The sequence below is a fragment of the Gordonia desulfuricans NBRC 100010 genome, from assembly GCF_001485495.1.
GTDB classification, from domain to species: domain Bacteria; phylum Actinomycetota; class Actinomycetes; order Mycobacteriales; family Mycobacteriaceae; genus Gordonia; species Gordonia desulfuricans.
Genome location: NZ_BCNF01000053.1, coordinates 1 through 21024 on the forward strand (window position 1 = coordinate 1; position 21024 = coordinate 21024).

The window sequence follows — 21024 nt, forward strand, 5'->3', positions numbered from 1 at the left end:
CCCGTGTCGAGATCTCTGTGGGTTGGGCTGGGTGGTGGCCACCGCCCCGTCGATGATCGAGCCGGGATCGGCGGGGCATCTCTGAGTGCCACCCCCCCGACGATGATCGAGCCGGGACCGAGCCCGAAGGGCGAGGACCCGTGTCGAGATCTCCGTGGGTAGGGCTCGGTGGTGACCATCTCGGTGATGGTCGCCTCGATTCGTCGGCTCGCTCCTCGTCGACACCCCGACTGCGACAAGCTCGATCCGGCGGCGGTACCGACCCGGGTACCGCATGATGGACCGGTGAACAGCAGATCAGCGGTGGTGGAGACCACGTCCGGGCCCTATCGCGGTGTGGTCGAGGGGCCGGTGACGGTGTGGCGGGGTATGCGGTTCGCGGCACCACCGATCGGTGAGAACCGGTGGCGCCGGGCACAACCGGCGCCGGTGCACACCGAGATCGTCGAGGCCGACCGTCCCGGCTCGGTGTGTCCGCAGCAGGTGATCCCGGTGGTGGGGCTGGGCCCGGATGCGGTGATGGACGAGGACTGCCTGTTCCTGAACGTGTGGTCGCCGAGTGGGTCCGACGGCCCGGCGCTGCCGGTGATGGTGTGGCTGCACGGCGGGGCCTATGTCTACGGGTCGGGCAGCCAGCCGCTCTACGACGGGACCGTGCTGGCGCGCACGGCGGGGATCGTCGTGGTCACCGTCAACTATCGGATCGGGGCGTTCGGATTCGCCGACATGCGAACGGTTGTCGACGACGCCGAGTCGAATCCGGCGCTCAGCGACGTCCTCGCCGCCCTGCGCTGGGTGCAGGACAACATCGCCGGGTTCGGCGGCGACCCGGCACAGGTCACGGTGGCCGGGGAGTCGGCCGGCGGCGGGATGGTCACCACGCTGCTCGCGATGCCCGCCGCGACCGGATTGTTCGCGCGGGCGATCTCCCAGAGTTCCCCTGCCAGTACGATCTTCACCGCCGAACGGATGGCCGTCGTCGCCGATCTGCTGCACCGGGGGATACCGGCGGGGCTGCGCGATGCGAGCGCCGAGCACCTCGTCGAGGCCGGGATGTCGGCGTTCGCCGATGTGCCGCAGGCGAGTCCGGGCATCCTCGCCTACACCCCGACGGTTGACGGCGACCTGCTGCCGCGACATCCGATGGACGTCTTCGCGGCGGGCGAGTCGTTGCCGGTGCCGCTGCTGATCGGCAGCAACCGTGACGAGGCAACGGTGTTCAAGTACATGAAGTCGCCGCTGATGCCGATCGACCTCGACGTCCTGCGCCGGATGTTCCTCCGCCTTGCCGACGAGCGTCCCGACCTCCCCATCCCGGACGAGCACGTCATCGAATCACTCTATCCACGAAGGAAATCCGCGGCCGGGGTCGGTATGGCCCGCGACCTCGCCTTCCGGATGCCCGCATTGTGGGTGGCCGAACCGCATTCGCGCATCGCGCCGGTGTACCTGTACCGATTCGACTGGGCCCCACCGATGTTCCGGGTGATGCGGCTCGGCGCCACCCATGCCGCCGAACTGGGTCTGACGTGGGGCAACATCTCGATCGGCAAGCGCGACATCACCTATCGTCTCGGCGGCCGGGGGACGGCAGAGACGTTGTCGGCACGGATGGTGGCCCGCTGGGGTGCCTTCGTGCGCGGTGCGGCACCAGATCACGTCACCGGCACCACTCTGAACGGCGCCACTCTGAACGGCGCCACTCTGAACGGGTCTGGGATGAACGGCACCACTCTGAACGGGTCCGGCGCGAACGGATCCGGGCCGAACAGTACTGGGCCGAACAGTGCTGGGGTGAGCTGGCCCGCGTACACACCGGAACGGCGGGCGACGATGGTCATCGGGGCGGCCGATCGCGTCGTCGACGATCTCGACGGTGCGCTGCGGCAGACGTGGGGAGAGGTCGCCCTGGGCTTCCGCTGACGCGACGACCCGACCGACTTGCATCCGAACTGAGACACAGTTACTGTTCCGTCTCAACCATTCCTTACTGTTCGGTAAGGAATGGTTGTCACTACACACACTGTGTGACCTCGGTCGGGGGAGGGATCACCGAGGACGAAGGTGGATCACAGGGATGTCCCTGCCCTTGTCGGCTGCGTTGTCGGCTGCGCTCGTTTCGACGACGCGGGCCCGGCGCCTGCTCGCAATGCTCACCACGACCGTGGCACTGGTGCTGGTCGGAGGGGTGTCGGCCGGTATGGCCGTCGCACCCACGGCCGATGCCGCGCCGCCGAATCGCACGCCGCAGCCCGGCGAGGTGTTCAACGGTTATGTGGTGGGCACGTTCACCTCCGGGCGGATGGCGAGCCCGCAGGAGATCATCACCCCGCTCGTCTCCGGTGATCCCTTCTACACCGAGCCCGCCCTGCGCGGCGACGAGAAACCCGGCACCCTGCTCAAGGCCAAGAAGGTCGACGTGCAGTTCACCGGCTTCCGCCCGGGTGATCTCGACGCCTACAAACTCATGTACGTCAGCCGGGGCCTGCACGACGAGCCCGACATCTCCACCGGCATCCTGATGGTCCCGCGCGACGGCCGCACCAACCGCAAGCTGGTCGGCTACCAGTACGCCAACGACAGTGTGGGCGCCTACTGTCATCCCTCCACCATGATGACCGGCGGCGATCCGATGGACGGCGCGGTCTGGTCCGCGCTCGGGCCGCTGGCCCAGATGTTCGGCAAGGGCTATGCGGTGATGGTCTCCGACGTCGGCAACGACGGTGACCCCCAACCGCACGGCGTCTTCGCCGGCAAGGCCGCCGCCAACATGATGCTCGACGGTCTGCGCGCGGCGCTGGCCCACGCGCCGGCGAAACTGCCTGCCACCACCCCGATCTCGCTGTTCGGTGTCGCCGGTGGCGGGGTGGGTGCCGCCTTCGCCGCAGAGAATGCGGCCCGCTACGCCCCGGAGCTGAACATCAAGGGCACCGTGCTCGAGGGCATGGTGGTCGACCAGCGCAACTTCATCCGCACCGCCGGCGGTTCCCTCGGTTCCGGGTTCGCCTTCGCCACCCTGCTCGGGCTGGAGCCGCGTTATCCGGAGATGCGTATCGACGACAAGCTCACCCCGGCGGGCAAGGCGCTCGCCGACGTCTTCCGCACCCAGTGCCAGACCCCGGCCTACTTCGGTACCCCGTTCGTACCGCTGCGAACCCTGTTCACCGGTAACCGCGATCCCGCCGACATCCCCGAGTTCCAGCACGTCTACCGCGACAACCGGCTGGGCACCCGCAGCCCCGCCGCGCCGGTGCTCATCGCCTCCTGCGCCCGCGACGACTCGCCGATGTCGTTGATCCCGGCCGCCGACGCCCGCACACTGGCCGGCACCTACCGGCGCGGGGGTACCCGGGTGGACTATCAGCCGACCGACTGCAGCATGCTCCATTTCCTCACCGACATGTACGGCTGGGGGACCGACCTGTTCGGCATGCAGACCATCGACTGGATGTCGGCACGCCTCGAGGGCTGATCGGCGGTACCCGACCCCGATCGGGTTCGGGCGCACGTAGACTCGCGACATGTCCCGCGTGCGCCTGAACTCCTCACCCGCCCTGCACGACGGCGGATTCCCCTACAGCGCCACGGTCTCGGCCGGCCCGCTGATCTTCACCGCGGGGATCTCTCCGCTCGACGCCGACGGCGCGGTGATCGCCCCGGGCGACGTCGTCGAACAGACCCGCGCCTGCCTGCAGAACCTCACGACGGTTCTCGCCGAGCAGGGGGCATCGCTCGGTGACATCGCCAAGCTCACCGTCTACGTCGCCGAACGCCTGCAGGCCGACCTCGTCGTGGCCTGGGAGGCGATCACCGCCGGATTCGGTGACGCCGTACCGCCGCCCGCGATGATGATGGGGGTGACCGTCCTGCCCTACGACGATCAGGTGGTCGAGATCGAGGCGGTCGCCGCACCGCCGGTGGCATAGGTCAGGGCTGAACCCAGACCCCCCATCGCCCAGACCCCCACATCGCCCAGACCCCACATCGCCGAGCCGAGACGAGCCACAGATGACCCGCCCGCACATCACCGACCGCCGGCGTCGTAACCGGCTGCTGCGTCGGCACCATCTCGCCGCCGACCACCGTGGCACCGATGTCGTCACCGTCGCCGACGACATGGTGGGTCTGCACGCCACCACACCGTCGACGGTGTACCTGAGTGCCTGGGCGCGCCTGGCCGACGGGTTCACCCCCGCCGACCTCGATGCAGCCCTCTACACCGACCGCACCCTGGTCAAACAACTCGCGATGCGCCGCACCCTGTTCGTCGTGCCGCGCCCACTGCTGCGAGATGCGGTGGGCGCCATAGGCTCCCGGGTGGTGGCCTCCGAGCGCACCAACCTGCGCCGGCACCTGCGCGACGGTGAGGGATTCGGCGATCCGGACGAGTGGATCGACGCCGCCCGTACCGCCGTCGCCGGCGTGCTCGACGGCGGTGACTTCCTCACCTCCGCCGAGATCCGTTCACAGCTCACCGAATTCGATCGCAGCGTGATCGTCAGCCCCGGAAAGTCCTACGGTGGACCGAGTCCGATGTTGCCCCGCATCCTCAACCTGATGAGTGCCGGCGGCGAGATCGTGCGCGCCACCAACGACGCCGAGTGGCACCGGTCCCGGCCCCGCTGGTCGTCGATGACCGGCTGGCTCGGGGAGCCGCTCGCGCCGACCGATCCGGCGGTGGCCCACGTCGACCTGATCCGGCGCTGGCTGGCCACCTTCGGCCCGGGTACCGAGACAGATCTGGTCTGGTGGCTCGGCTCCACCAAGACCGCAGTGCGCAAAGCACTCTCGGAGATCGAGACCGTCGAGGTCGATCTCGACGACGGCTCCGTCGGCCTGGTCCTCGCCGACGACGTCGACACCCCCGACGACGCCGACGTCGCCCCGCAGGCACTGGTGCTGCCCGAACTCGATCCCACCACGATGGGCCACAAGATCCGCGACTTCTATCTCGGTGCCCACACCGGACATGTCTTCGACAGCAACGGCAACGGCGGCCAGACGATCTGGTGGGACGGGCGGATCGTCGGCGGCTGGTATCGCACGGATACCGGGAGCGGGGAGTCGGGTATCGGGACCCAACTGTTCGAGAACCTGCCGGCATCTGCCCGGCGGGCCGTCGACGCCCGCGTCGCCGAACTCCGGGAGTGGCTCGGGGAGGTACGGTTCACTCCCGGCTTCCCGCCACCGTTCATGCAGGCCCTGCGCAGCCGGAGTTGAGTACAGTGAAGCCGGTGAACGTATCGGGCCTGGTCATCGTTCACAGGAAGCTCCCAGCCTGAACCCAGTTCGGTGGCAGATTGGGGGTGTGAGGTGGTTCTCGTGAGTGACAAGGGTCAGGGAAGCAGCCAAGGCGCGAAAGTGCTCGTCGTCGACGACGAGGTCAACATCCGCGAGTTGTTGTCGGTGTCGTTGAAGTTCCAGGGATACGAGGTCGAGACCGCCGCCGGCGGTCCCGAGGCCATCGATCGCTGCCGGAACTTCAAACCCGACGTCCTGATCCTCGACGTCATGATGCCCGGCATGGACGGCTTCGGACTGCTCCGCCGCCTCCGCGCCGACGGCATCGCCGCCCCGGCGCTGTTCCTGTCCGCGCGCGACAGCGTGGAGGACAAGATCAACGGACTGACCATCGGCGGGGACGACTACGTCACCAAGCCGTTCAGCCTCGAAGAGGTCGTCGCCCGCCTGCAGGTGTTGCTGCGGCGCAGCGGATTCGACGAGCGTGCCAAGGAATCGTCGCGAATCACCTTCGCCGACATCGAACTCGACGACGAGACCCACGAGGTGTGGAAGAACGGGCAGCTGATCTCGTTGTCGCCCACCGAGTTCACCCTGCTGCGCTACTTCATGGTCAATGCGGGAACCGTCCTGTCCAAGCCGCGCATCCTCGACCACGTGTGGAACTACGACTTCGGCGGCGAGGTCAACGTCGTCGAATCGTATGTGTCCTATCTGCGTCGCAAACTCGACACCGGCATCACCCCGCTGATCCACACCCTGCGCGGCGTCGGCTATGTGATGCGAGAGCCGCGCTGAGCGCGACATCGACATGACCAACTCTGTGCGCGGCATCCGCCGCGGTGTTCCACTCCGTATCTCGCTGGTCGCGTTGACCCTGGTGCTCGTCGCCGTCGGGCTGCTCGTCTCCGGGATCGCGGTGACCTCGGCGATGCGGCAGAACCTCACCGACCGCACCGACCAGGGGCTGGTGAGCGCCGTCGACACCTGGGCCAAGCCGCGCATCCCCGAGAGCGGGGCTCAGCCGGGCCCACCCATCGGGCCGCGCCGCCCGCCGTCGTCGTACTTCGTGCAGATCACCGCCGATGACGGGATGGTCATCACCAACTCCTCGGACTTCACCGACCAGCCCGACCTCAGCGGGCTCGGTGACGGCAGCGCGGAACCGATCACCGTCGACTCCGCCGACGGCGACGGCCCGCAGTGGCGGGTCCTCAAACGTGTGTCCCCCGACGGCTCGTCGATCGTGGCGGTCCCGTTGACCGACGTGAACAAGACCCTCTCGCGGCTGGAGTGGCTGCAGTTCGGGATCGGTGCCGGCGTGGTGGCCCTGCTCGGGATACTCAGCTATCTGCTGGTCCGTTCCAGCCTGCGACCGCTGCGCCGGGTGGAGGAGACCGCGCACGCGATCGCGGCGGGCAACCTCAACATGCGGGTCGACCCGGGGCCGCCGAACACCGAGGTGGGCAGCCTGTCCGGGTCGTTGAACACCATGCTCGTGCAGATCCAGCATGCCTTCGCCGCCACCGCGGCCTCCGAACAGCAGGCGCGGCGATCCGAGGAACAGGCGCGTCACTCCGAGGAGAAGATGCGTCGCTTCATCGCCGACGCCAGTCATGAACTGCGCACCCCGCTGACCTCCATCAAGGGGTTCTCCGAGCTGTACCGGCAGGGTGCGGTCAGCGATGCCGGGGATGCGATGCGCCGCATCGACGACGAGGCAGGGCGGATGACGCTGCTGGTCGAGGACCTGCTGATGCTGGCCCGCCTGGATGCCCAGCGTCCGCTGAGTTCGGAGCCGGTGGACATGATGATGCTCGCCGCCGACACCGTGCAGGCCTCCCGTGCCGCCGCCCCCGACCGTGACATCCGGTTGCAGGTCAGCCCGTCGGACTGCCCGCCGATGGTGCTCGGCGACGCCGCACGCCTGGTGCAGGTGATCCGCAACCTGGTGAACAATGCCGTCGTGCACACCCCGCCCGATGCGTCGGTCACCATCGGCCTCGGTGTGGACCAGTCGCCGGCGCCCGGTCCGTCCGGGGTCGCCCGCCGGCCCGAGGTGGTGGTCACCGTGACCGACACCGGTCAGGGGCTCACCGCCGAGGAACAGGCCAAGGTCTTCGAACGGTTCTACCGCGGCGACAGTTCACGCTCCCGCGGCGGGAACGGCGGCGGGAGCGGTCTCGGACTGTCGATCGTGTCGGCGCTGGTCGGCGCCCACGGCGGCCAGGTCGGCGTGGACTCCGCGCCCGGTCAGGGTGCGCGGTTCTGGGTGCGGTTGCCCCTGCTGGTGGACTGACGCCGCCGGTGGAGTGACGCTGCCGGTGGAGTGATGCTGCCGGTGGACTGTCGCTGCCGGTGGGCCGGGCTCCGTCCCGGACTGGTGTGTCCGTTCAGATCAGGCGTCGTAACCGGGCGAACTCGGTCAGATCGGTGCGGAACCGGTCAAGGCTCTCCAGCGTGTACATGCCGTCGATCTGCTGGTCCTCCCACAACCGGTGGATTCGACGCAGATCGGATTGGCGTGACTTCCAACCGATTCCGTCGATGACGGCGAGGACCACCTGTCGCGGCAGCCGGACCTCGGCCATCTCCTCGATCTCGCGCACCGCGTCGGTCAGCTTGGAGCCGGTGGAGTCGAATCCCTTGGCGGCCACCACGATGTCGGCCGACGCCTCGTCGCCGACGATCAGGTCGGCCGGGGCGGTGCGACCGTTACGGCCGGTGAACCGCGACCGAGTGACATAGGACAGGCCCAGATCGCGGGCGATGTCCTCGATCTCGTCCTCGATGCGCCGGCCCGACGCGCCCGCCCGGGTCGCGGTCACCCGGGTACCGGCACGGGCCACGAGGATGTCGGCAAAGGTGTAGGTGCGGTGCATCTGCGTCTCCAGTAGACGCACCAGGTCGAACTCGGAGTCGAGCCACGTCACCAGTTCCACCGGCTTCGCGCGCGCCAGCCCGTACCAGCCCGACGTACCGAACCGGTCGCGGAGCACGTTCTTGAGCTTCTCCTGCGACAGCCCGATCGCCAGCCCCAGCACCGGCACATCGGCCGGATGGTCACGCACCCACGCCGAAAGACCTGCGATATCGGTCACCAGCATGTCGCCGAGGCTCGCGGTCGCGGCGGTGAGATGTTCGGTCTCCGGCGTCGTCTCGGTGGGATCCACGTGAGCGGTCAAGCGCCCCAACGAGGTCAGGTACTCGTCGAAATCCGGGACGGCGTCGGCGGCGGTCATCTGACTCAGTCCCGTCCGATGAACAGGAATTCGCTCACGTCGCGGCGGGTGGCCGCGGCATGCGTCCCGAAGCTGTACTTGTGATCGATCGCGATCACCTCCACCGACGGCTTCACCTTGCCCAGCAGGTCGACGATCCGATCCGGTCCGGGCAGCGCATTCGACGAGTACGACAGCACGATCGCCCCGGCATCCTCGAAATGCTCGAAGGTCCGCACCAGGGCGTCCTCGATGGTGTGTTTGTACGCGAACGGCGTGTACCGCTTGGGCAGTTTCTTGGTCTTGGTGTTCTCCATGATCGTCATGCCCTTCCAGTAGGCCGACAGGCCCTCCAGGAAGTGGTAGCGCTTGATGTAGTCGTTGTCGTCGGTCGGCGGGGCATACGGCGGATCCAGGTACACCAGATCCGGGGCGCCGCCCAGCGCCCGCTCGGTGTCCAGATCGAACACGTCCCCACACGAGCTGTGGTGCCGCAGACCGTTGGAGAACACCGTCGCGTTGTACTCGGCGACCGAACGCAGCCGGAAATGGTCCCGCAACGACATCTTCAGGTCCCGGCGACCGTCGGCATAGCGGCTGGAATCGGTGAAGGTGAACACCCCACGCGGCTGTTTGCGTGCCGCCGACAACACCAGCGCCGAGATCGCCAGATCACGCCGGTACCCGCGCAGCCGGTCGATGTGCGACCACGCCGAATCCAGGAACGCCCGATCCTCGGCATCGAAGTACAGGCCGTCGAACGTCGACGAGATGAAGTCCCGGTCGTCGGCGGGGGGACCGCAGATCTCCTCGACCAGCTCCGGCTCCAACCGCACCGACGAGTTCGTGACCGTCGCCCGCGTGATGATGTGCGGGAAGTTCAGGAAGTCGTTGCTGGCCACCGCGAAGCCCTGCGCCTTGAGCAGATACGACACCACCCCCGACCCGGAGAACGCATCCACCGCGGTGGATCCGCCCAGCTCGGCGAAGGTGCGCTCGAGGTGCGGCAACAGCCGATACTTCGAGCCCATGTACCGCAACCGGGGGAAACACTGCGCCGCGCCGACGACGTCGGTGGATGCGGCGCTGCGGGCGCGGGTGGGCTTGGGGGTTCGGCGACTCACCAGAAAAGGATGTCACGGACCCCCGACAACATTTACCCAACACCACGGTGAACACGCGATGGTGTGCCTGAGGCATTGGTCGCAACCTGGCACGAATGCCGCGAACCTCGCCCTCGGCGACCCATAGACTGGTCCCCATGTCGTCGGTATTCACGAAGATCATCAACGGAGAACTGCCCGGTCGATTCGTCTGGCGTGATGGCCAGGCCGTCGCGTTCCTCACCATCGAGCCGGTCACCCCCGGCCACATCCTGGTGGTGCCCCGCAAGGAGGTCGACCACTGGGAGCAGATGGACACCGCGACCTTCACCCACCTGACCGACGTCGCCCAGAAGGTCGGCCGCGCCGTCAAGGAGGCCTTCGGTGCCCCGCGCATGGGCATGCTGATCGCCGGCCTCGAGGTCCCGCACGTGCACGTCCACGTCTTCCCCGCCCTCACCATGGAGACCTTCGACCTGACCAACGCCCGTAAGGACATCACCCCCGAAGAACTCGACGCCGACGCCGAGAAGATCCGCGCCGCCCTCATCGCCACCGGATACCGCGAATACGTCGATGACTGAGTGACTGCTTCTGAGGTGGTCGCCGACAATCGCGTCTCACCGGGTCTCGACACGGGTCCTCGCCTGGCGGCTCGGTCCCGGCTCGACCATCCATGGTGGTTGCGGGGGTCTCGACACGGGTCCTCGCCTAGCGGCTCGGTCTCGGCTCGACCATCCATGGTGGTTGCGGGGGTCTCGACTCGGGTCCTCGCCTGGCGGCTCGGTCCCGGCTCGACCATCCATGGTGGTTGCGGGTTGTTGTGGCTGGTTGAGCCGGTGAGGAGCGGAGCGACGAGGCGTGTCGAAACCTCCGTCGGCCGATGTCGGGGGGTGACCCGCTCTGAGGTGGTCACCGACAATCGCGTCTCGCCGGGTCTCGACACGGGTCCTCGCCTGGCGGCTCGGTCCCGGCTCGACCATCGAAGGGTTGCCGGGTCTCGACTCGGGTTCTCGCCTGGCGGCTCGACCATCGATGGTGGTGTCGAAACCTCCGGCGGCCGACGTCGGGTCGCAACCACCGACGGGTCGTCTACACCGTCCGGTGGATCAGCAGCGGTAGGACAGCCGTTGCGCCCGCCTCGCGGAGCGCGGCGGCGGCCAGCGTGACCGCCCAGCCGGACCGGCTCTCGTCGACGACCAGCAACACCGCCTGACCGGCGACGTCGTCGGGTGCCGGGCCCAGCCGCTGCTGCCACTGGGTGGCCTCCGCGGCGCCCGGCAGATCCCGCGACGGCGCATCGCCCATCTGTACCGGCATCGAGGTACCGGGACGCCGGCCCACCCGGCACAGATGTGCGGCGAGTTCCTCGGCGAGAGTGGTGCCGGTCAGGCGTAGCGAACAGATCACATCGGGACGCCGACCGCCCTCACGCCCCCATGCCGCCAGCGTCGCCACGGCGGCCTCGCCGAGATCGGCGAGTGCCTGCTCATCATGATTGCGTGCGGCTGCCAGCAGATCCGACCACTCCGGGGCGTCGGCATGCGCCAGCACCCGCCCCGGTGATGCCATCAGTTCCATCGGGATTCGGCCGCGCTTGCCGAAACTGCCGCCGGGGTACATCTTTCGGGGTTCCAGGACCTGGGCGGAGCGGCGCAGGCTCACCGTCACCGACCGCACGATCGCCGGATCGACGTCGGCGGACAGGGCCTCGCTGAACCGGCCGCGGCACACCGAACACCGTCCGCACGGTGTGGCGTCGGGATCGTCGAGGGATTCGGTGAGCAACTGCATCAGGCATTGCCGGCCATGGACATAGGACCGCATGATGTCGGCCTCGCGGCGTCGGACCGCCAGCACGCCGTCGTAGTGTGCGGCGTCGAAGGTCCAGGGTCTGCCGGTGGAGATCCAGCCGTCCTGGCCGCGTTCGGTGGCACCGTCGACGGCGAGTTGCTTGAGCATCAACTCGATCCGTCCGCGACGCTGCCCGGTCTCGGCCTCCAGGGTCGGCACCGACATCGGGGCGTCGGCGGCGGCCAGGGCGTCGAGCAGGGCGGTCATCCGTTTGGGGTCGGGGATGGTCGACGTCGCGAAATGCTCCCACACGGCGTCGTCGGTGGCCGACGCCAGCAGCATCACCACGGCGTCGTCGAGGGCGCGTCCGGCGCGACCCACCTGCTGGTAGTAGGAGACCGGGGACGGCGGTGACCCGACATGTACCACGAAACCCAGATCCGGTTTGTCATAACCCATTCCGAGTGCGGATGTCGCCACGAGCGCCTTCACCTCGTTGCGCAGCAGGGAGTCCTCGAGCGCGTGGCGCCGGTCGGCGTCGAGTTGTCCGGTGTAGGCGGCCACCGGCAGTGAATCCCCGTGGACGGCTTGGATGGCCGAGACCAGCCGGTCGGCGTCGGCGACGGTCAGGACGTAGACGATCCCGGAACCGGGCAGGGCGGGGAGGTACTGGGCCACCCAGCCATATCGCTGGATGGGGGAAAGCCCATCGAGAACGTTGAGCTGCAACGACTTCCGGGCCAGCGGTCCGCGGAGCACCAGGGTCTGGTCGGTGCCGTCGCTATCCGCGGAGAGCTGTGCGGCGACGTCGGCGGTCACCCGCTCGTTGGCGGTGGCGGTGGTCGCGAGCACCGGGGTGGACGGGTTGAGTGTGCGCAGCACGTCGGCGACGCGCCGGTAGTCGGGGCGGAAGTCGTGTCCCCAGTCGGAGATGGCATGGGCCTCGTCGATCACCAGCAGGCCCAGCCGGCCGGCCATCGCGTCGAGCACCCGCCGGCCGAAGCCCGGATTGGCCAGCCGCTCCGGCGACACCAACAGCACGTCGAGATCGCCGGACCGCAGCGCCGCCTCGATCTCACCCCACTCGTCGATGTTCGACGAGTTCAGCGTGGCCGCCGACAACCCGGCACGCCCCGCGGCGGCCACCTGATCACGCATCAGCGACAGCAGCGGGGAGACGATCAGCGTCGGCCCGGCGCCGCGGGAGCGCAGGATGGCCGTCGCCGACCAGTACACCGCCGACTTGCCCCAGCCGGTGGCCTGGACCACCAGCACCCGGGCACGCTCGACACCGACGAGGCCGGTGACGGCCTCCCACTGGTCGTCGCGCAGCCTCGCCTGCGGGCCGGCCAGGTTGGTGATCACCGCACCGGCGGCCGCGACGTCGGACTCTGAGAGCACATCCACCCCGGTCATGGGCACCAATCTAGTCCCGCTCACCGACATCGCCGCGACCTGCACCGATCGCCTGTGGACAACTCCGCCGGATACGCCCGGGCCGTCCGGCGGCAGGCAAAGATCCAGGTACGGGGCGGATCTGCCGGCCGGTCCGGAGCGACGTGGGGAAGCGTCGCCGCACGCGCGCGACCGCTCACAGGAAACTGGCAGGTCGAGTGCAGAGTGAGGTCAGTTGAACAGCCAAAACTGGTTCCCATGACGACAGAAGCGCTCCCACAGGCCGCCGCCCCGATCGCGGTGGTCGCCGACACCTCTCCCGCCGCGCCGGTCCTCGACATCGTCGTCCCGGTCTACAACGAAGAGAACGACATCGCAGACTGCCTGCGACGACTGCACGCCCACCTGCGGGTGCAGGTCCCGTTCACCGCGCGCATCACCGTCGCCGACAACGCGAGCACCGACTCCACCGTCGCGATCGCCGCCGCGGTCGCCGAGGAGATCGGCGGCATCCGCGTGGCACACCTCGAAGAGAAGGGCCGCGGTCGCGCGCTCAAGGCGGTGTGGTCGCGCAGTGACGCCGAGATCGTCGCCTACTGCGACGTCGACCTCTCCACCGACCTCAACGCGCTGATGCCGCTGATCGCCCCGCTGATCTCCGGGCACTCCGACATCGCGATCGGCACCCGGCTGTCCCGCTCGTCGCGGGTGGTCCGCGGCCCCAAGCGTGAGTTCATCTCCCGCTCCTACAACCTGATCCTGCGCACCGCGATGCGGGCCCGGTTCTCCGACGCCCAGTGCGGCTTCAAGGCCATGCGCACCGAGATCGGCCGCCAGGTGCTCCCGTACGTGGAGGACACCGGCTGGTTCTTCGACACCGAGCTGCTGGTGCTGTCGGAGCGGATCGGCCTGCGGATCGCCGAGGTCCCCGTCGACTGGATCGACGACCCGAACTCCACCGTCGACATCGTCTCCACCGCGGTCGAGGACCTGAAGGGTTGTGCCCGTGTGGGTTACGCGCTGGCAAGCGGTCGCCTGCCGATCGCCGACCTGCGCGCCACCATCGGCCGTGACCGTGCCCCGGGCCCCGCGATCGACGGTGTGCCGCACGGCATGGTCGGACAGCTCGCCCGGTTCTGTGTGGTCGGCGTGGCCTCCACCATCGCCTATGCGGTGCTCTACCTGCTGCTGCATTCCTTTCTGGGAGCACAGGTCTCGAACTTCGTCGCCCTCGCGGTGACCGCGGTCCTCAACACCGCCGCCAATCGTCGCTTCAGCTTCGGTGTCCGCGGCCGCAAGGATGCGATGCGGCACCAGTTCTTCGGGCTGGGCGTGTTCCTGTTCGGCTGGATCGTGACCGCCGGATCGCTGGTCGCCCTGCACCAGTTCGCACCCGACGCCGGCAAGAACATCGAGCTGGTGGTCCTGGTGGTGGCCAACCTGGTCGCGACGGCCACCCGATTCGTGGGGCTACGGTGGGTGTTCGGCGTCCACAAGGACCGGACCGAGGCGGCCACCGCCCAGTGACCGAGACCTCGCCCGGACACCGGGCCCCGGCCCGATCAGCCACCCGATCAGCCCCCTGATCAGCACCGCCACGTCGACCATCAGAGAGAGATGATGACCTCGAGCACAACCGAATCGGCGACGGCCCCGGAGAGTTCCTCCCGGGGCCGTGGCCCTGTCTTCACACCCCCCGCCGACCCTTCCCCGCGATGGAAATGGTCGTCGTTGGCGGTTCTCCTGATCGGCACCGCGGTGATCGACCTGTGGCATCTGTCGATCAACGGCTGGGCCAACTCCTTCTACACCGCGGCGATCCAGGCCGGCTCGCAGTCGTGGAAGGCGTGGTTCTTCGCGTCGTCGGACATGGCGAACTCGATCACCGTCGACAAACCGCCTGCCTCGCTGTGGCTTCCGGCGATCTCGGTGCGGATCTTCGGCCTCAACTCCTGGTCGGTCCTGGTGCCCAACGCCCTGATGGGTGTGGCGACGGTGGCCCTGATGTACGTGATCGCCCGAAAGTGCTTCGGGCACTGGGCGGCGATCGGTGCCGGCGCCGTCCTCGCGCTGACGCCGGTGGCGGCCATGATGTTCCGCTTCGACAATCCCGAGGCGCTGCTGATCCTGCTGATGGTGGCCGCGGTGTGGGCGATGCTCAAGGCGGTCGAGGACGGCCGCACCCGCTGGCTCGTGCTCACCGGCGTGTTCGTCGGATTCGGTTTCCTCACCAAGCAATTGCAGGTGATGCTGATCGTCCCGCCGCTGGCGCTCACCTACTTCGCCTTCGGCCCGCACTCGTGGCCGAAACGTCTGGCGCAGTGCTTCGCCGCACTCGGCGCGATGATCGTCAGCGCCGGCTGGTGGATTCTCGCCGTCGAACTGTGGCCTGCGTCGTCGCGGCCGTGGATCGGTGGCTCCCAGAACAATTCGATCCTCGAACTCACCCTCGGCTACAACGGACTCGGCCGGCTCAACGGCAACGAGACCGGCAGCGTGGTCCCCGGTGGCGGTGGCCGCGGCGGCTATGGGGCGACGGAGATCCCGGGCATGCCCGGTGGCGGTGAGTTCCCCGGTGGCCCAGGCGGTCCCGGCGGGCGTGGCGGTATGTGGGGCCAGACCGGCATCCTGCGCATGTTCACCGCCGAGCAGGGCGGGCAGATCGCCTGGCTCATCCCGACCGCACTCATCCTGGGAATCGGCGCACTGGTGCTGCTGGCCCTCGCGTGGCGCGCGGCCGGACGTGACGCGGTGCGTCGTCCGATGGCACACCTGAGCGTGTGGGGACTGTGGCTGATCCTCACCATGGGCGTGTTCAGTTTCATGGCCGGGATCTTCCACAGCTACTACACCGCAGCCCTGGCACCGGCCGTCGCCGGTCTGCTCGCCGGCGGTGCGGCCGTCGCCTGGTATCACCGGGACAGCCTGTGGGTGCGCGTCCTGCTGGCCGCGGCCGTGTGGTTCGCCGCGATCTGGGGATACGTCCTGCTGCAGCGGTCGCCGGACTTCGTGCCGTGGCTGGCACCGATCGTGCTGTTCGTCGGCCTGGTCGGCGGCGCGGTGATGCTGCTGGCCCACCGCGAGTACCTGGGGGCGCTGGCGCTCGGGTTGTCGGTGGCGGCCGGCCTGGCCGGTCCGCTGGCCTACACCGCCGACACCATCACCACCGCCAAGGAGGGCTCGATCATCAGCGCGGGCCCGCGCGTGGAGAACGGTGGCCCCGGCGGTTTCGGCGGTGGTGGTCGCGGTGGACGTGACCGCAACCGTGAGTTCCCGCAGGGCTTTCCGGGTATGGGGCCCGGCGGCATGGGTGGCGGTACCGGATACGACGGTATGGGCGGCTTCGGCGCGATGATGGAGATGGGCGGTGGCCCCGGTGGCCTGCTCAACGGGTCCCGGCCGAGTGCGGAGATGATCGAGAAACTCACCGCCGATGCCGATCGGTACACCTGGATCGCCGCGGCCATCGGGTCCAACTCCGCATCGGGCTATCAGCTCGACACCGGCTACTCGGTGATGCCGATCGGCGGGTTCAACGGCACCGACCCGTCGCCGACCCTCGAGGAGTTCCAGACACTGGTGTCCGAGCACAAGATCCACTACTTCATCGGCGGTGGCCGGATGATGGGTGGCGACTCGCGTGGGACGTCGGGACAGATCGCCGAATGGGTGGAGCAGAACTTCACGTCATTGACGATCGACAATGTGACGTTGTATGACCTGACATCCCCCAAATGAGGGGCTAAAGTGCCCGCGTGACATCGAGCATCGGCCATCGGCTGACCCGGATGACCGGTCGCGACCCGCATCAGCACGAGCGGGCCGCCACCAGTCTGGAACTGTTCTACGATCTCGTCTTCGTCGTGGTCTTCTCGGTCGCGGGCACCCAGGTCGCGCACTATCTCGCCGAGGGGCACTATCGCACCGCGGTCTTCGGATACGTGTTGTGTACCTTCGCGGCGATCTGGGCGTGGATCAACTTCAGCTGGTTCGCCTCCGCCTTCGACACCGACGACTGGTTCTTCCGGGGTGTGGTGCTGGTCCAGATGATCGGCGTGGCGATCCTGGCGCTCGGTGTCAACGACGTCTTCGCCTCGATCGACGCCGACGAGCACGTCGACATCCGGGTCCTGGTGATCGGCTACGTGGTGATGCGCGTCGGCCTGCTGACGCAGTGGATCCGGGCCGGACTACAGAGCCCGGAATTCCGGCGCACCTGCTTCACCTATGCGATCGCCGTGATCGTCGCCCAGGTGCTGTGGGTGGTCGTGGCGGTGATCGACCTGGCCCTGTGGCCGACCATCGTCGGCATCCTGATCTGTGCCGCCGTGGAACTGCTCGGCCCGGTTGTCGCCGAGACCCGCGTCAAGGCCACCCCATGGCATCCGCATCACATCGCCGAGCGCTACTCACTGCTGACCATCATCACCCTCGGTGAGGGTGTGGTCGGCGTCGTCGCGGTGATGCAGGCGCTCGTCGAGGAGGATGGCTGGACCACCGACACCGCGATCTTCGGCCTGGCCGCCATGGTCATCCCGTTCGCGATGTGGTGGCTGTACTTCATCGTGCCCACCGGCGACGCGTTGCACCGGCACCCGGAGAAGTGCTTCCCCTGGGGGTACGGGCACACCCTGATCTTCATGGCCGCCGCGGCCACCGGTGCCGGACTCGAGGTGGCGGCATTGTGGAGCGAGCATCACGCGAGTATCGGGGCGGGTGCGGTGATCGCCTGTGTGGCCGTCCCACTCGGTGTCTACTGCCTTGGCATGCTCACCTTCTACGACTATCTGGTCGGCTTCGACCGGCTGACGCTCTTCGGCGGTGCCGGCGTGATCGCGATCCTCGCCGCGGCGGTGTGGTCGGCGTCGGCGGGGGTGTCGCTGACGTTTGCCGTCGTCGTGGTGGCGCTCGCGCCACTGTTCCTGGTCGTCGTCGACGAGTTTCTCGGTGCGCCCCGCCGCGCCCGGGCGGTCGCCGGGCTGTCGGGGACGGAGTAGTCGCGCGGCCGCCACGGCCCGACCGTTAGAGTCGTGGACGTGCGCGTACTCGTGATCGGCTCGGGCGGCCGCGAACATGCCCTCCTGCTTGGTCTCGCCAAGGACCCGTCGGTGACCGACCTCCACGTCGCCCCGGGTAACGCCGGCACCGCCGCGGTGGCCACCAACCATGCCGTCGACGTCGCCTCGTCCGACGAGGTGGTGGCCCTGGCGACATCGCTCGCCGCCGACCTGGTGGTGATCGGACCCGAGGTCCCGCTGGTGCTCGGTGTGGCGGATGCCTTGCGCCACGCCGGTTTCGCCACCTTCGGTCCCGGCAAGGATGCCGCGCGGATCGAGGGGTCCAAGGCCTTCGCCAAGGACGTCATGGCCGCTGCCGGGGTGCGTACCGCGCACGCCGAGGTGGTCGACAACCCGGCCAACCTCGACGCCGCCCTCGATCGTTTCGGACCCACCTGGGTGGTCAAGGACGACGGGCTGGCCGCGGGTAAGGGCGTGGTGGTCACCACCGATCGTGCCGCCGCCCGCGATCACGCCGCCGAATGCCTCGAGAGCGGCCACCCGGTACTGCTGGAGAGCTTCCTCGACGGCCCCGAGGTCTCCCTGTTCTGCCTCGTCGACGGTGAGACCGTGGTGCCGCTGATCCCGGCGCAGGACCACAAGCGGGTCGGCGACGGCGACACCGGTCCCAACACCGGCGGCATGGGCGCCTACACGCCGCTGCCGTGGCTCTCCGACGAGATGACCCGCCGCATCGTCACCGAGGTGGTCGAGCCGGTCGCCGCCGAGATGGTGCGTCGCGGCTGCCCGTTCAACGGTCTGCTCTACGCCGGTCTCGCGATCGGCGCCGACGGGCCGGCCGTCGTCGAATTCAATTGCCGCTTCGGTGATCCCGAGACGCAGGCGGTGCTGGCGCTGCTGGAGTCGCCGTTGGGACAGGCGCTCGGCGCCACCGCGGTCGGTACGCTGGGCGACCTGCCGCCGCTGGAGTGGACCGACGGTTCGGCCGTCGTCGTGGTGATCGCCGCCGAGAACTACCCGGGCACCCCGCGCACCGGAGATGTGATCGCCGGGGCCGACGCCGAGGGTGTCCTGCACGCCGGCACCAAGCGCAATGCGGAGGGGCAGATCGTGTCCGCCGGTGGCCGTGTCCTCGGCGTGATCGGCGTCGGCGCCGACCTCGAGGCCGCCCGCGCCCAGGCCTACGAGCGGGTCGCCGCGGTGAAGCTGCCCGGCTCGCACCACCGCACCGACATCGGCAAGGCCGCCCTGGAAGGCCGGATCTCGCTGTAACACAGGGTGAATCGTGAACCACCCGCCGGCCCTCGGGCCGGCGGGTGGTGTCGTCTGCGGGCCGTGGGCGGAGGACTGCTCAGCGGGCCAGGTTGCGGCCCAGGAACTCCACCTGATCGGGCAGCACGCCGCGCCAGTACCGGTTGGTGTGTCCGCCGGGGCCGGTGCTGAACACCGGCGGCGGGTGCACCCCGGCCACCCACTGCCGGGTGTAGGTGAAGAACTGGTCGCTGGACCCGATCGAGATCATCAGGGGGATACGGCGGAACGCATCCTGTTGTCCGAACAGCGAATTGCGCTGATAGTCGTCGAATCCGTCGAAGGCGCGGGCCGGGAAGTTCCGCGGATCGGCCCACAGCGCGGGCGAACTCACCGCGATCGCGGTGACCCGCGGCGCGCCCAGCAGCGCACCCAGGCGCAGGGCACCGTAGCCGCCCATCGACCAGCCGAACAGGCCGATCCGCTCCACCGACAGGTCCAGATCGGGATTCGACCCGAGCATCGGGATGAACTCGTCGAGCACCATCGCGCCACCGTCGGTGCCGTCGGCGCGTGCATGCCAGTAGTTGGCCGCGCCGTCGACGGCGGCGATCGCGAACGGTGCGTTGCCGGCGTCGACGTAGGTCTGCAGCACCTTCTGGATGCCCAGTTGCGAGCTGAAGATGGTGTGTTCGTTGGTGGTGAGGGCGTGGAGCACCACCACGACGGGCAGGGTGCCGGTCACCCCGGTCGGCCGGGCGACGGCCCAGCGGGTGGGCCGACCGCCCATGTGCGTGGAGTCGAAACTGCCGGTGATCAGCGGGGGGCCGTCGGTGACCGGGGCCGCCGACGTCTCCGACGGGAGCAGGTCGTCGGCGGCGGACTCCACGCGGCGGTTCTCCACCGTGACGGTGTCGTCGTCGGCGGCACAGCCTGCGAGTCCGAGGGCGGTGAGCCCGAGCCCGGAGGTGAGCACCGCGCGCCGCGAGACCCGGGCGGGTCCCGACGGGTGGTCGGCAGCCGGGTGCGAGGAGGCGGTGCGGCGGAGCGGCAGCGATCGGTGGCGGGACATCGAGTTCACAGGGTAGTGGGTGTCGCGCCGCCGATCGAGTCGCCCGAGCACCACGGGGACGTGCGCTGTGGCCGAACGGACTACAGCGAATCGATTGCCGCACGCAGCCGGGTCGCGGCGTCGGCGGCCACGTCGGGCAGGCCGGGGGCGTCGGCGACCTGCACCATGATGTCGGGGTTCATGGCCTCGACGATCACCGCACCGGGCTGCTCGGTGCTGTCGCGGACGACCACATTGCACGGCAGCAGCAGGCCGATCTGCCGGTCGACGCCGAGGGCACGGTGTGCCAGCTGCGGGTTGCAGGCACCGAGGATCAGGTAGTTCTCGATGTCGGCGTCGATCTTCTTCTTCAGCGTCGCGGTCACGTCGATCTCGGTGAGGACGCCGAATCCCTGCCCGGCCAGCGCCTCCCGGATTCTGGCGACGGCATCGTCGAAGGTGGTCTCGGTCAGGGTGGTGGCGATCGCCAGGTCCATGGTGGGTGTCCTTTCGGTGGGTGCCCGGGTGGGCCGGGGTGCGCTCAGGCGAGCGCGAGGAACAGCTTCTCGAGCTCTTCCTGGGTCATCGGTTCCTTGCTCGTGTCGTCGCCGGCGAGGCATTCACGCAGGCCGGTGGCGACGATCTTGAAGCCGGCGCGGTCGAGCGCCTTGGACACCGCAGCCAGCTGGGTGACGACGTCCTTGCAGTCACGGCCGTCCTCGATCATCGAGATGACGCCGGCCAGCTGGCCGTGCGCACGGCGCAGCCGGTTGAGGACGACGGTGATCGATTCCTGGTCGCCTACCATGTGAGACCTCCTGGGCTCGGGTGGTGATGGGTTCCCACCGACTGTCATCCACCATACCCCTCGGGGTATGACGGCCGGTGTCTTCCGGCGGCGGCGCGGTCGGGACCAGGCCGGTCGGGACCAGGGCGTTCGGCTCACGGTA

Annotated in this window: 17 protein-coding genes; 11 read left to right on the forward strand and 6 right to left on the reverse strand. The window is 68.7% G+C overall.

Annotated features, from left to right (window positions below):
- The first annotated feature begins 285 nt into the window (after positions 1-285).
- The 6 genes from GD1_RS09410 to GD1_RS09435 all read left to right on the forward strand — a co-directional run bounded on the left by GD1_RS09410 (position 286) and on the right by GD1_RS09435 (position 7540).
- Positions 286-1923, forward strand: a complete 1638-nt coding sequence (locus tag GD1_RS09410; protein ID WP_059036836.1) for a carboxylesterase/lipase family protein — start codon at positions 286-288, stop codon at positions 1921-1923.
- 226 nt (positions 1924-2149) lie between these two features.
- A complete protein-coding gene (locus GD1_RS09415; RefSeq protein WP_059036824.1) occupies positions 2150-3472 on the forward strand; it encodes a lipase family protein in 1323 nt (440 codons plus the stop codon).
- A 49-nt stretch (positions 3473-3521) separates the two neighbouring features.
- Positions 3522-3926: a RidA family protein gene (locus tag GD1_RS09420; RefSeq protein ID WP_053778279.1), complete on the forward strand. Its 405-nt coding sequence runs from the start codon at positions 3522-3524 to the stop codon at positions 3924-3926.
- An 82-nt stretch (positions 3927-4008) separates the two neighbouring features.
- Positions 4009-5220, forward strand: a complete 1212-nt coding sequence (locus GD1_RS09425) for a winged helix DNA-binding domain-containing protein (protein WP_020791837.1) — start codon at positions 4009-4011, stop codon at positions 5218-5220.
- 102 nt (positions 5221-5322) lie between these two features.
- A complete protein-coding gene (locus tag GD1_RS09430; RefSeq protein ID WP_053778311.1) occupies positions 5323-6039 on the forward strand; it encodes a response regulator transcription factor in 717 nt (238 codons plus the stop codon).
- A gap of 13 nt (positions 6040-6052) precedes the next feature.
- Positions 6053-7540, forward strand: a complete 1488-nt coding sequence (locus tag GD1_RS09435; protein WP_053778278.1) for a sensor histidine kinase — start codon at positions 6053-6055, stop codon at positions 7538-7540.
- A gap of 94 nt (positions 7541-7634) precedes the next feature.
- On the opposite strand, the gene GD1_RS09440 is transcribed toward GD1_RS09435, so the two are convergent.
- Both GD1_RS09440 and GD1_RS09445 read right to left on the reverse strand, forming a co-directional pair.
- Positions 7635-8483: a hypothetical protein gene (locus GD1_RS09440; protein ID WP_020792097.1), complete on the reverse strand. Its 849-nt coding sequence runs from the start codon at positions 8481-8483 to the stop codon at positions 7635-7637.
- Positions 8484-8488: 5 nt separating this feature from the next.
- Positions 8489-9493: a DNA adenine methylase gene (locus GD1_RS09445; RefSeq protein ID WP_053778277.1), complete on the reverse strand. Its 1005-nt coding sequence runs from the start codon at positions 9491-9493 to the stop codon at positions 8489-8491.
- Between the two features lie 230 nt (positions 9494-9723).
- Here GD1_RS09445 and GD1_RS09450 point away from each other — a divergent pair, with 230 nt between their 5' ends.
- On the forward strand, positions 9724-10149 hold the full coding sequence (locus GD1_RS09450; protein WP_020792100.1) for an HIT family protein: 426 nt from the start codon (positions 9724-9726) through the stop codon (positions 10147-10149).
- A 508-nt stretch (positions 10150-10657) separates the two neighbouring features.
- On the opposite strand, the gene GD1_RS09455 is transcribed toward GD1_RS09450, so the two are convergent.
- A complete protein-coding gene (locus GD1_RS09455) occupies positions 10658-12775 on the reverse strand; it encodes a RecQ family ATP-dependent DNA helicase (RefSeq protein WP_059036825.1) in 2118 nt (705 codons plus the stop codon).
- A 237-nt stretch (positions 12776-13012) separates the two neighbouring features.
- On the opposite strand from GD1_RS09455, the gene GD1_RS09460 reads away from it, so the two are divergent.
- From GD1_RS09460 to purD, 4 genes are all read left to right on the forward strand, one after another.
- Complete coding sequence (locus tag GD1_RS09460) at positions 13013-14281, forward strand: glycosyltransferase (RefSeq protein ID WP_059036826.1); 1269 nt, start codon at positions 13013-13015, stop codon at positions 14279-14281.
- A gap of 93 nt (positions 14282-14374) precedes the next feature.
- A complete protein-coding gene (locus GD1_RS09465) occupies positions 14375-16492 on the forward strand; it encodes an ArnT family glycosyltransferase (protein WP_059036837.1) in 2118 nt (705 codons plus the stop codon).
- 50 nt (positions 16493-16542) lie between these two features.
- Entirely contained in the window at positions 16543-17751 is a 1209-nt protein-coding gene (locus GD1_RS09470; protein ID WP_174519037.1) for a low temperature requirement protein A, read from the forward strand.
- 39 nt (positions 17752-17790) lie between these two features.
- Entirely contained in the window at positions 17791-19044 is a 1254-nt protein-coding gene (gene purD / locus GD1_RS09475) for a phosphoribosylamine--glycine ligase (RefSeq protein WP_174519036.1), read from the forward strand.
- A 79-nt stretch (positions 19045-19123) separates the two neighbouring features.
- On the opposite strand, the gene GD1_RS09480 is transcribed toward purD, so the two are convergent.
- The 3 genes from GD1_RS09480 to GD1_RS09490 all read right to left on the reverse strand — a co-directional run bounded on the left by GD1_RS09480 (position 19124) and on the right by GD1_RS09490 (position 20882).
- A complete protein-coding gene (locus GD1_RS09480; protein WP_238403589.1) occupies positions 19124-20095 on the reverse strand; it encodes an alpha/beta hydrolase in 972 nt (323 codons plus the stop codon).
- A gap of 80 nt (positions 20096-20175) precedes the next feature.
- Entirely contained in the window at positions 20176-20571 is a 396-nt protein-coding gene (locus tag GD1_RS09485; RefSeq protein ID WP_020790901.1) for a DUF302 domain-containing protein, read from the reverse strand.
- 44 nt (positions 20572-20615) lie between these two features.
- Complete coding sequence (locus tag GD1_RS09490) at positions 20616-20882, reverse strand: metal-sensitive transcriptional regulator (RefSeq protein ID WP_020790899.1); 267 nt, start codon at positions 20880-20882, stop codon at positions 20616-20618.
- Positions 20883-21024: the final 142 nt, after the last annotated feature.

Coding starts and splice junctions, on each gene's coding strand:
- GD1_RS09460 (WP_059036826.1), top strand. CDS start 13,013: ATGACGACAGAAGCGCTCCCACAGGCCGCCGCCCCGATCGCGGTGGTC.
- GD1_RS09480 (WP_238403589.1), bottom strand. CDS start 20,095: ATGTCCCGCCACCGATCGCTGCCGCTCCGCCGCACCGCCTCCTCGCAC.
- GD1_RS09455 (WP_059036825.1), bottom strand. CDS start 12,775: ATGACCGGGGTGGATGTGCTCTCAGAGTCCGACGTCGCGGCCGCCGGT.
- GD1_RS09425 (WP_020791837.1), top strand. CDS start 4,009: ATGACCCGCCCGCACATCACCGACCGCCGGCGTCGTAACCGGCTGCTG.
- GD1_RS09470 (WP_174519037.1), top strand. CDS start 16,543: ATGACCGGTCGCGACCCGCATCAGCACGAGCGGGCCGCCACCAGTCTG.
- GD1_RS09445 (WP_053778277.1), bottom strand. CDS start 9,493: ATGGGCTCGAAGTATCGGCTGTTGCCGCACCTCGAGCGCACCTTCGCC.
- GD1_RS09465 (WP_059036837.1), top strand. CDS start 14,375: ATGACCTCGAGCACAACCGAATCGGCGACGGCCCCGGAGAGTTCCTCC.
- GD1_RS09415 (WP_059036824.1), top strand. CDS start 2,150: ATGCTCACCACGACCGTGGCACTGGTGCTGGTCGGAGGGGTGTCGGCC.
- GD1_RS09490 (WP_020790899.1), bottom strand. CDS start 20,882: ATGGTAGGCGACCAGGAATCGATCACCGTCGTCCTCAACCGGCTGCGC.
- GD1_RS09420 (WP_053778279.1), top strand. CDS start 3,522: ATGTCCCGCGTGCGCCTGAACTCCTCACCCGCCCTGCACGACGGCGGA.
- GD1_RS09440 (WP_020792097.1), bottom strand. CDS start 8,483: ATGACCGCCGCCGACGCCGTCCCGGATTTCGACGAGTACCTGACCTCG.
- GD1_RS09485 (WP_020790901.1), bottom strand. CDS start 20,571: ATGGACCTGGCGATCGCCACCACCCTGACCGAGACCACCTTCGACGAT.
- GD1_RS09450 (WP_020792100.1), top strand. CDS start 9,724: ATGTCGTCGGTATTCACGAAGATCATCAACGGAGAACTGCCCGGTCGA.
- GD1_RS09435 (WP_053778278.1), top strand. CDS start 6,053: ATGACCAACTCTGTGCGCGGCATCCGCCGCGGTGTTCCACTCCGTATC.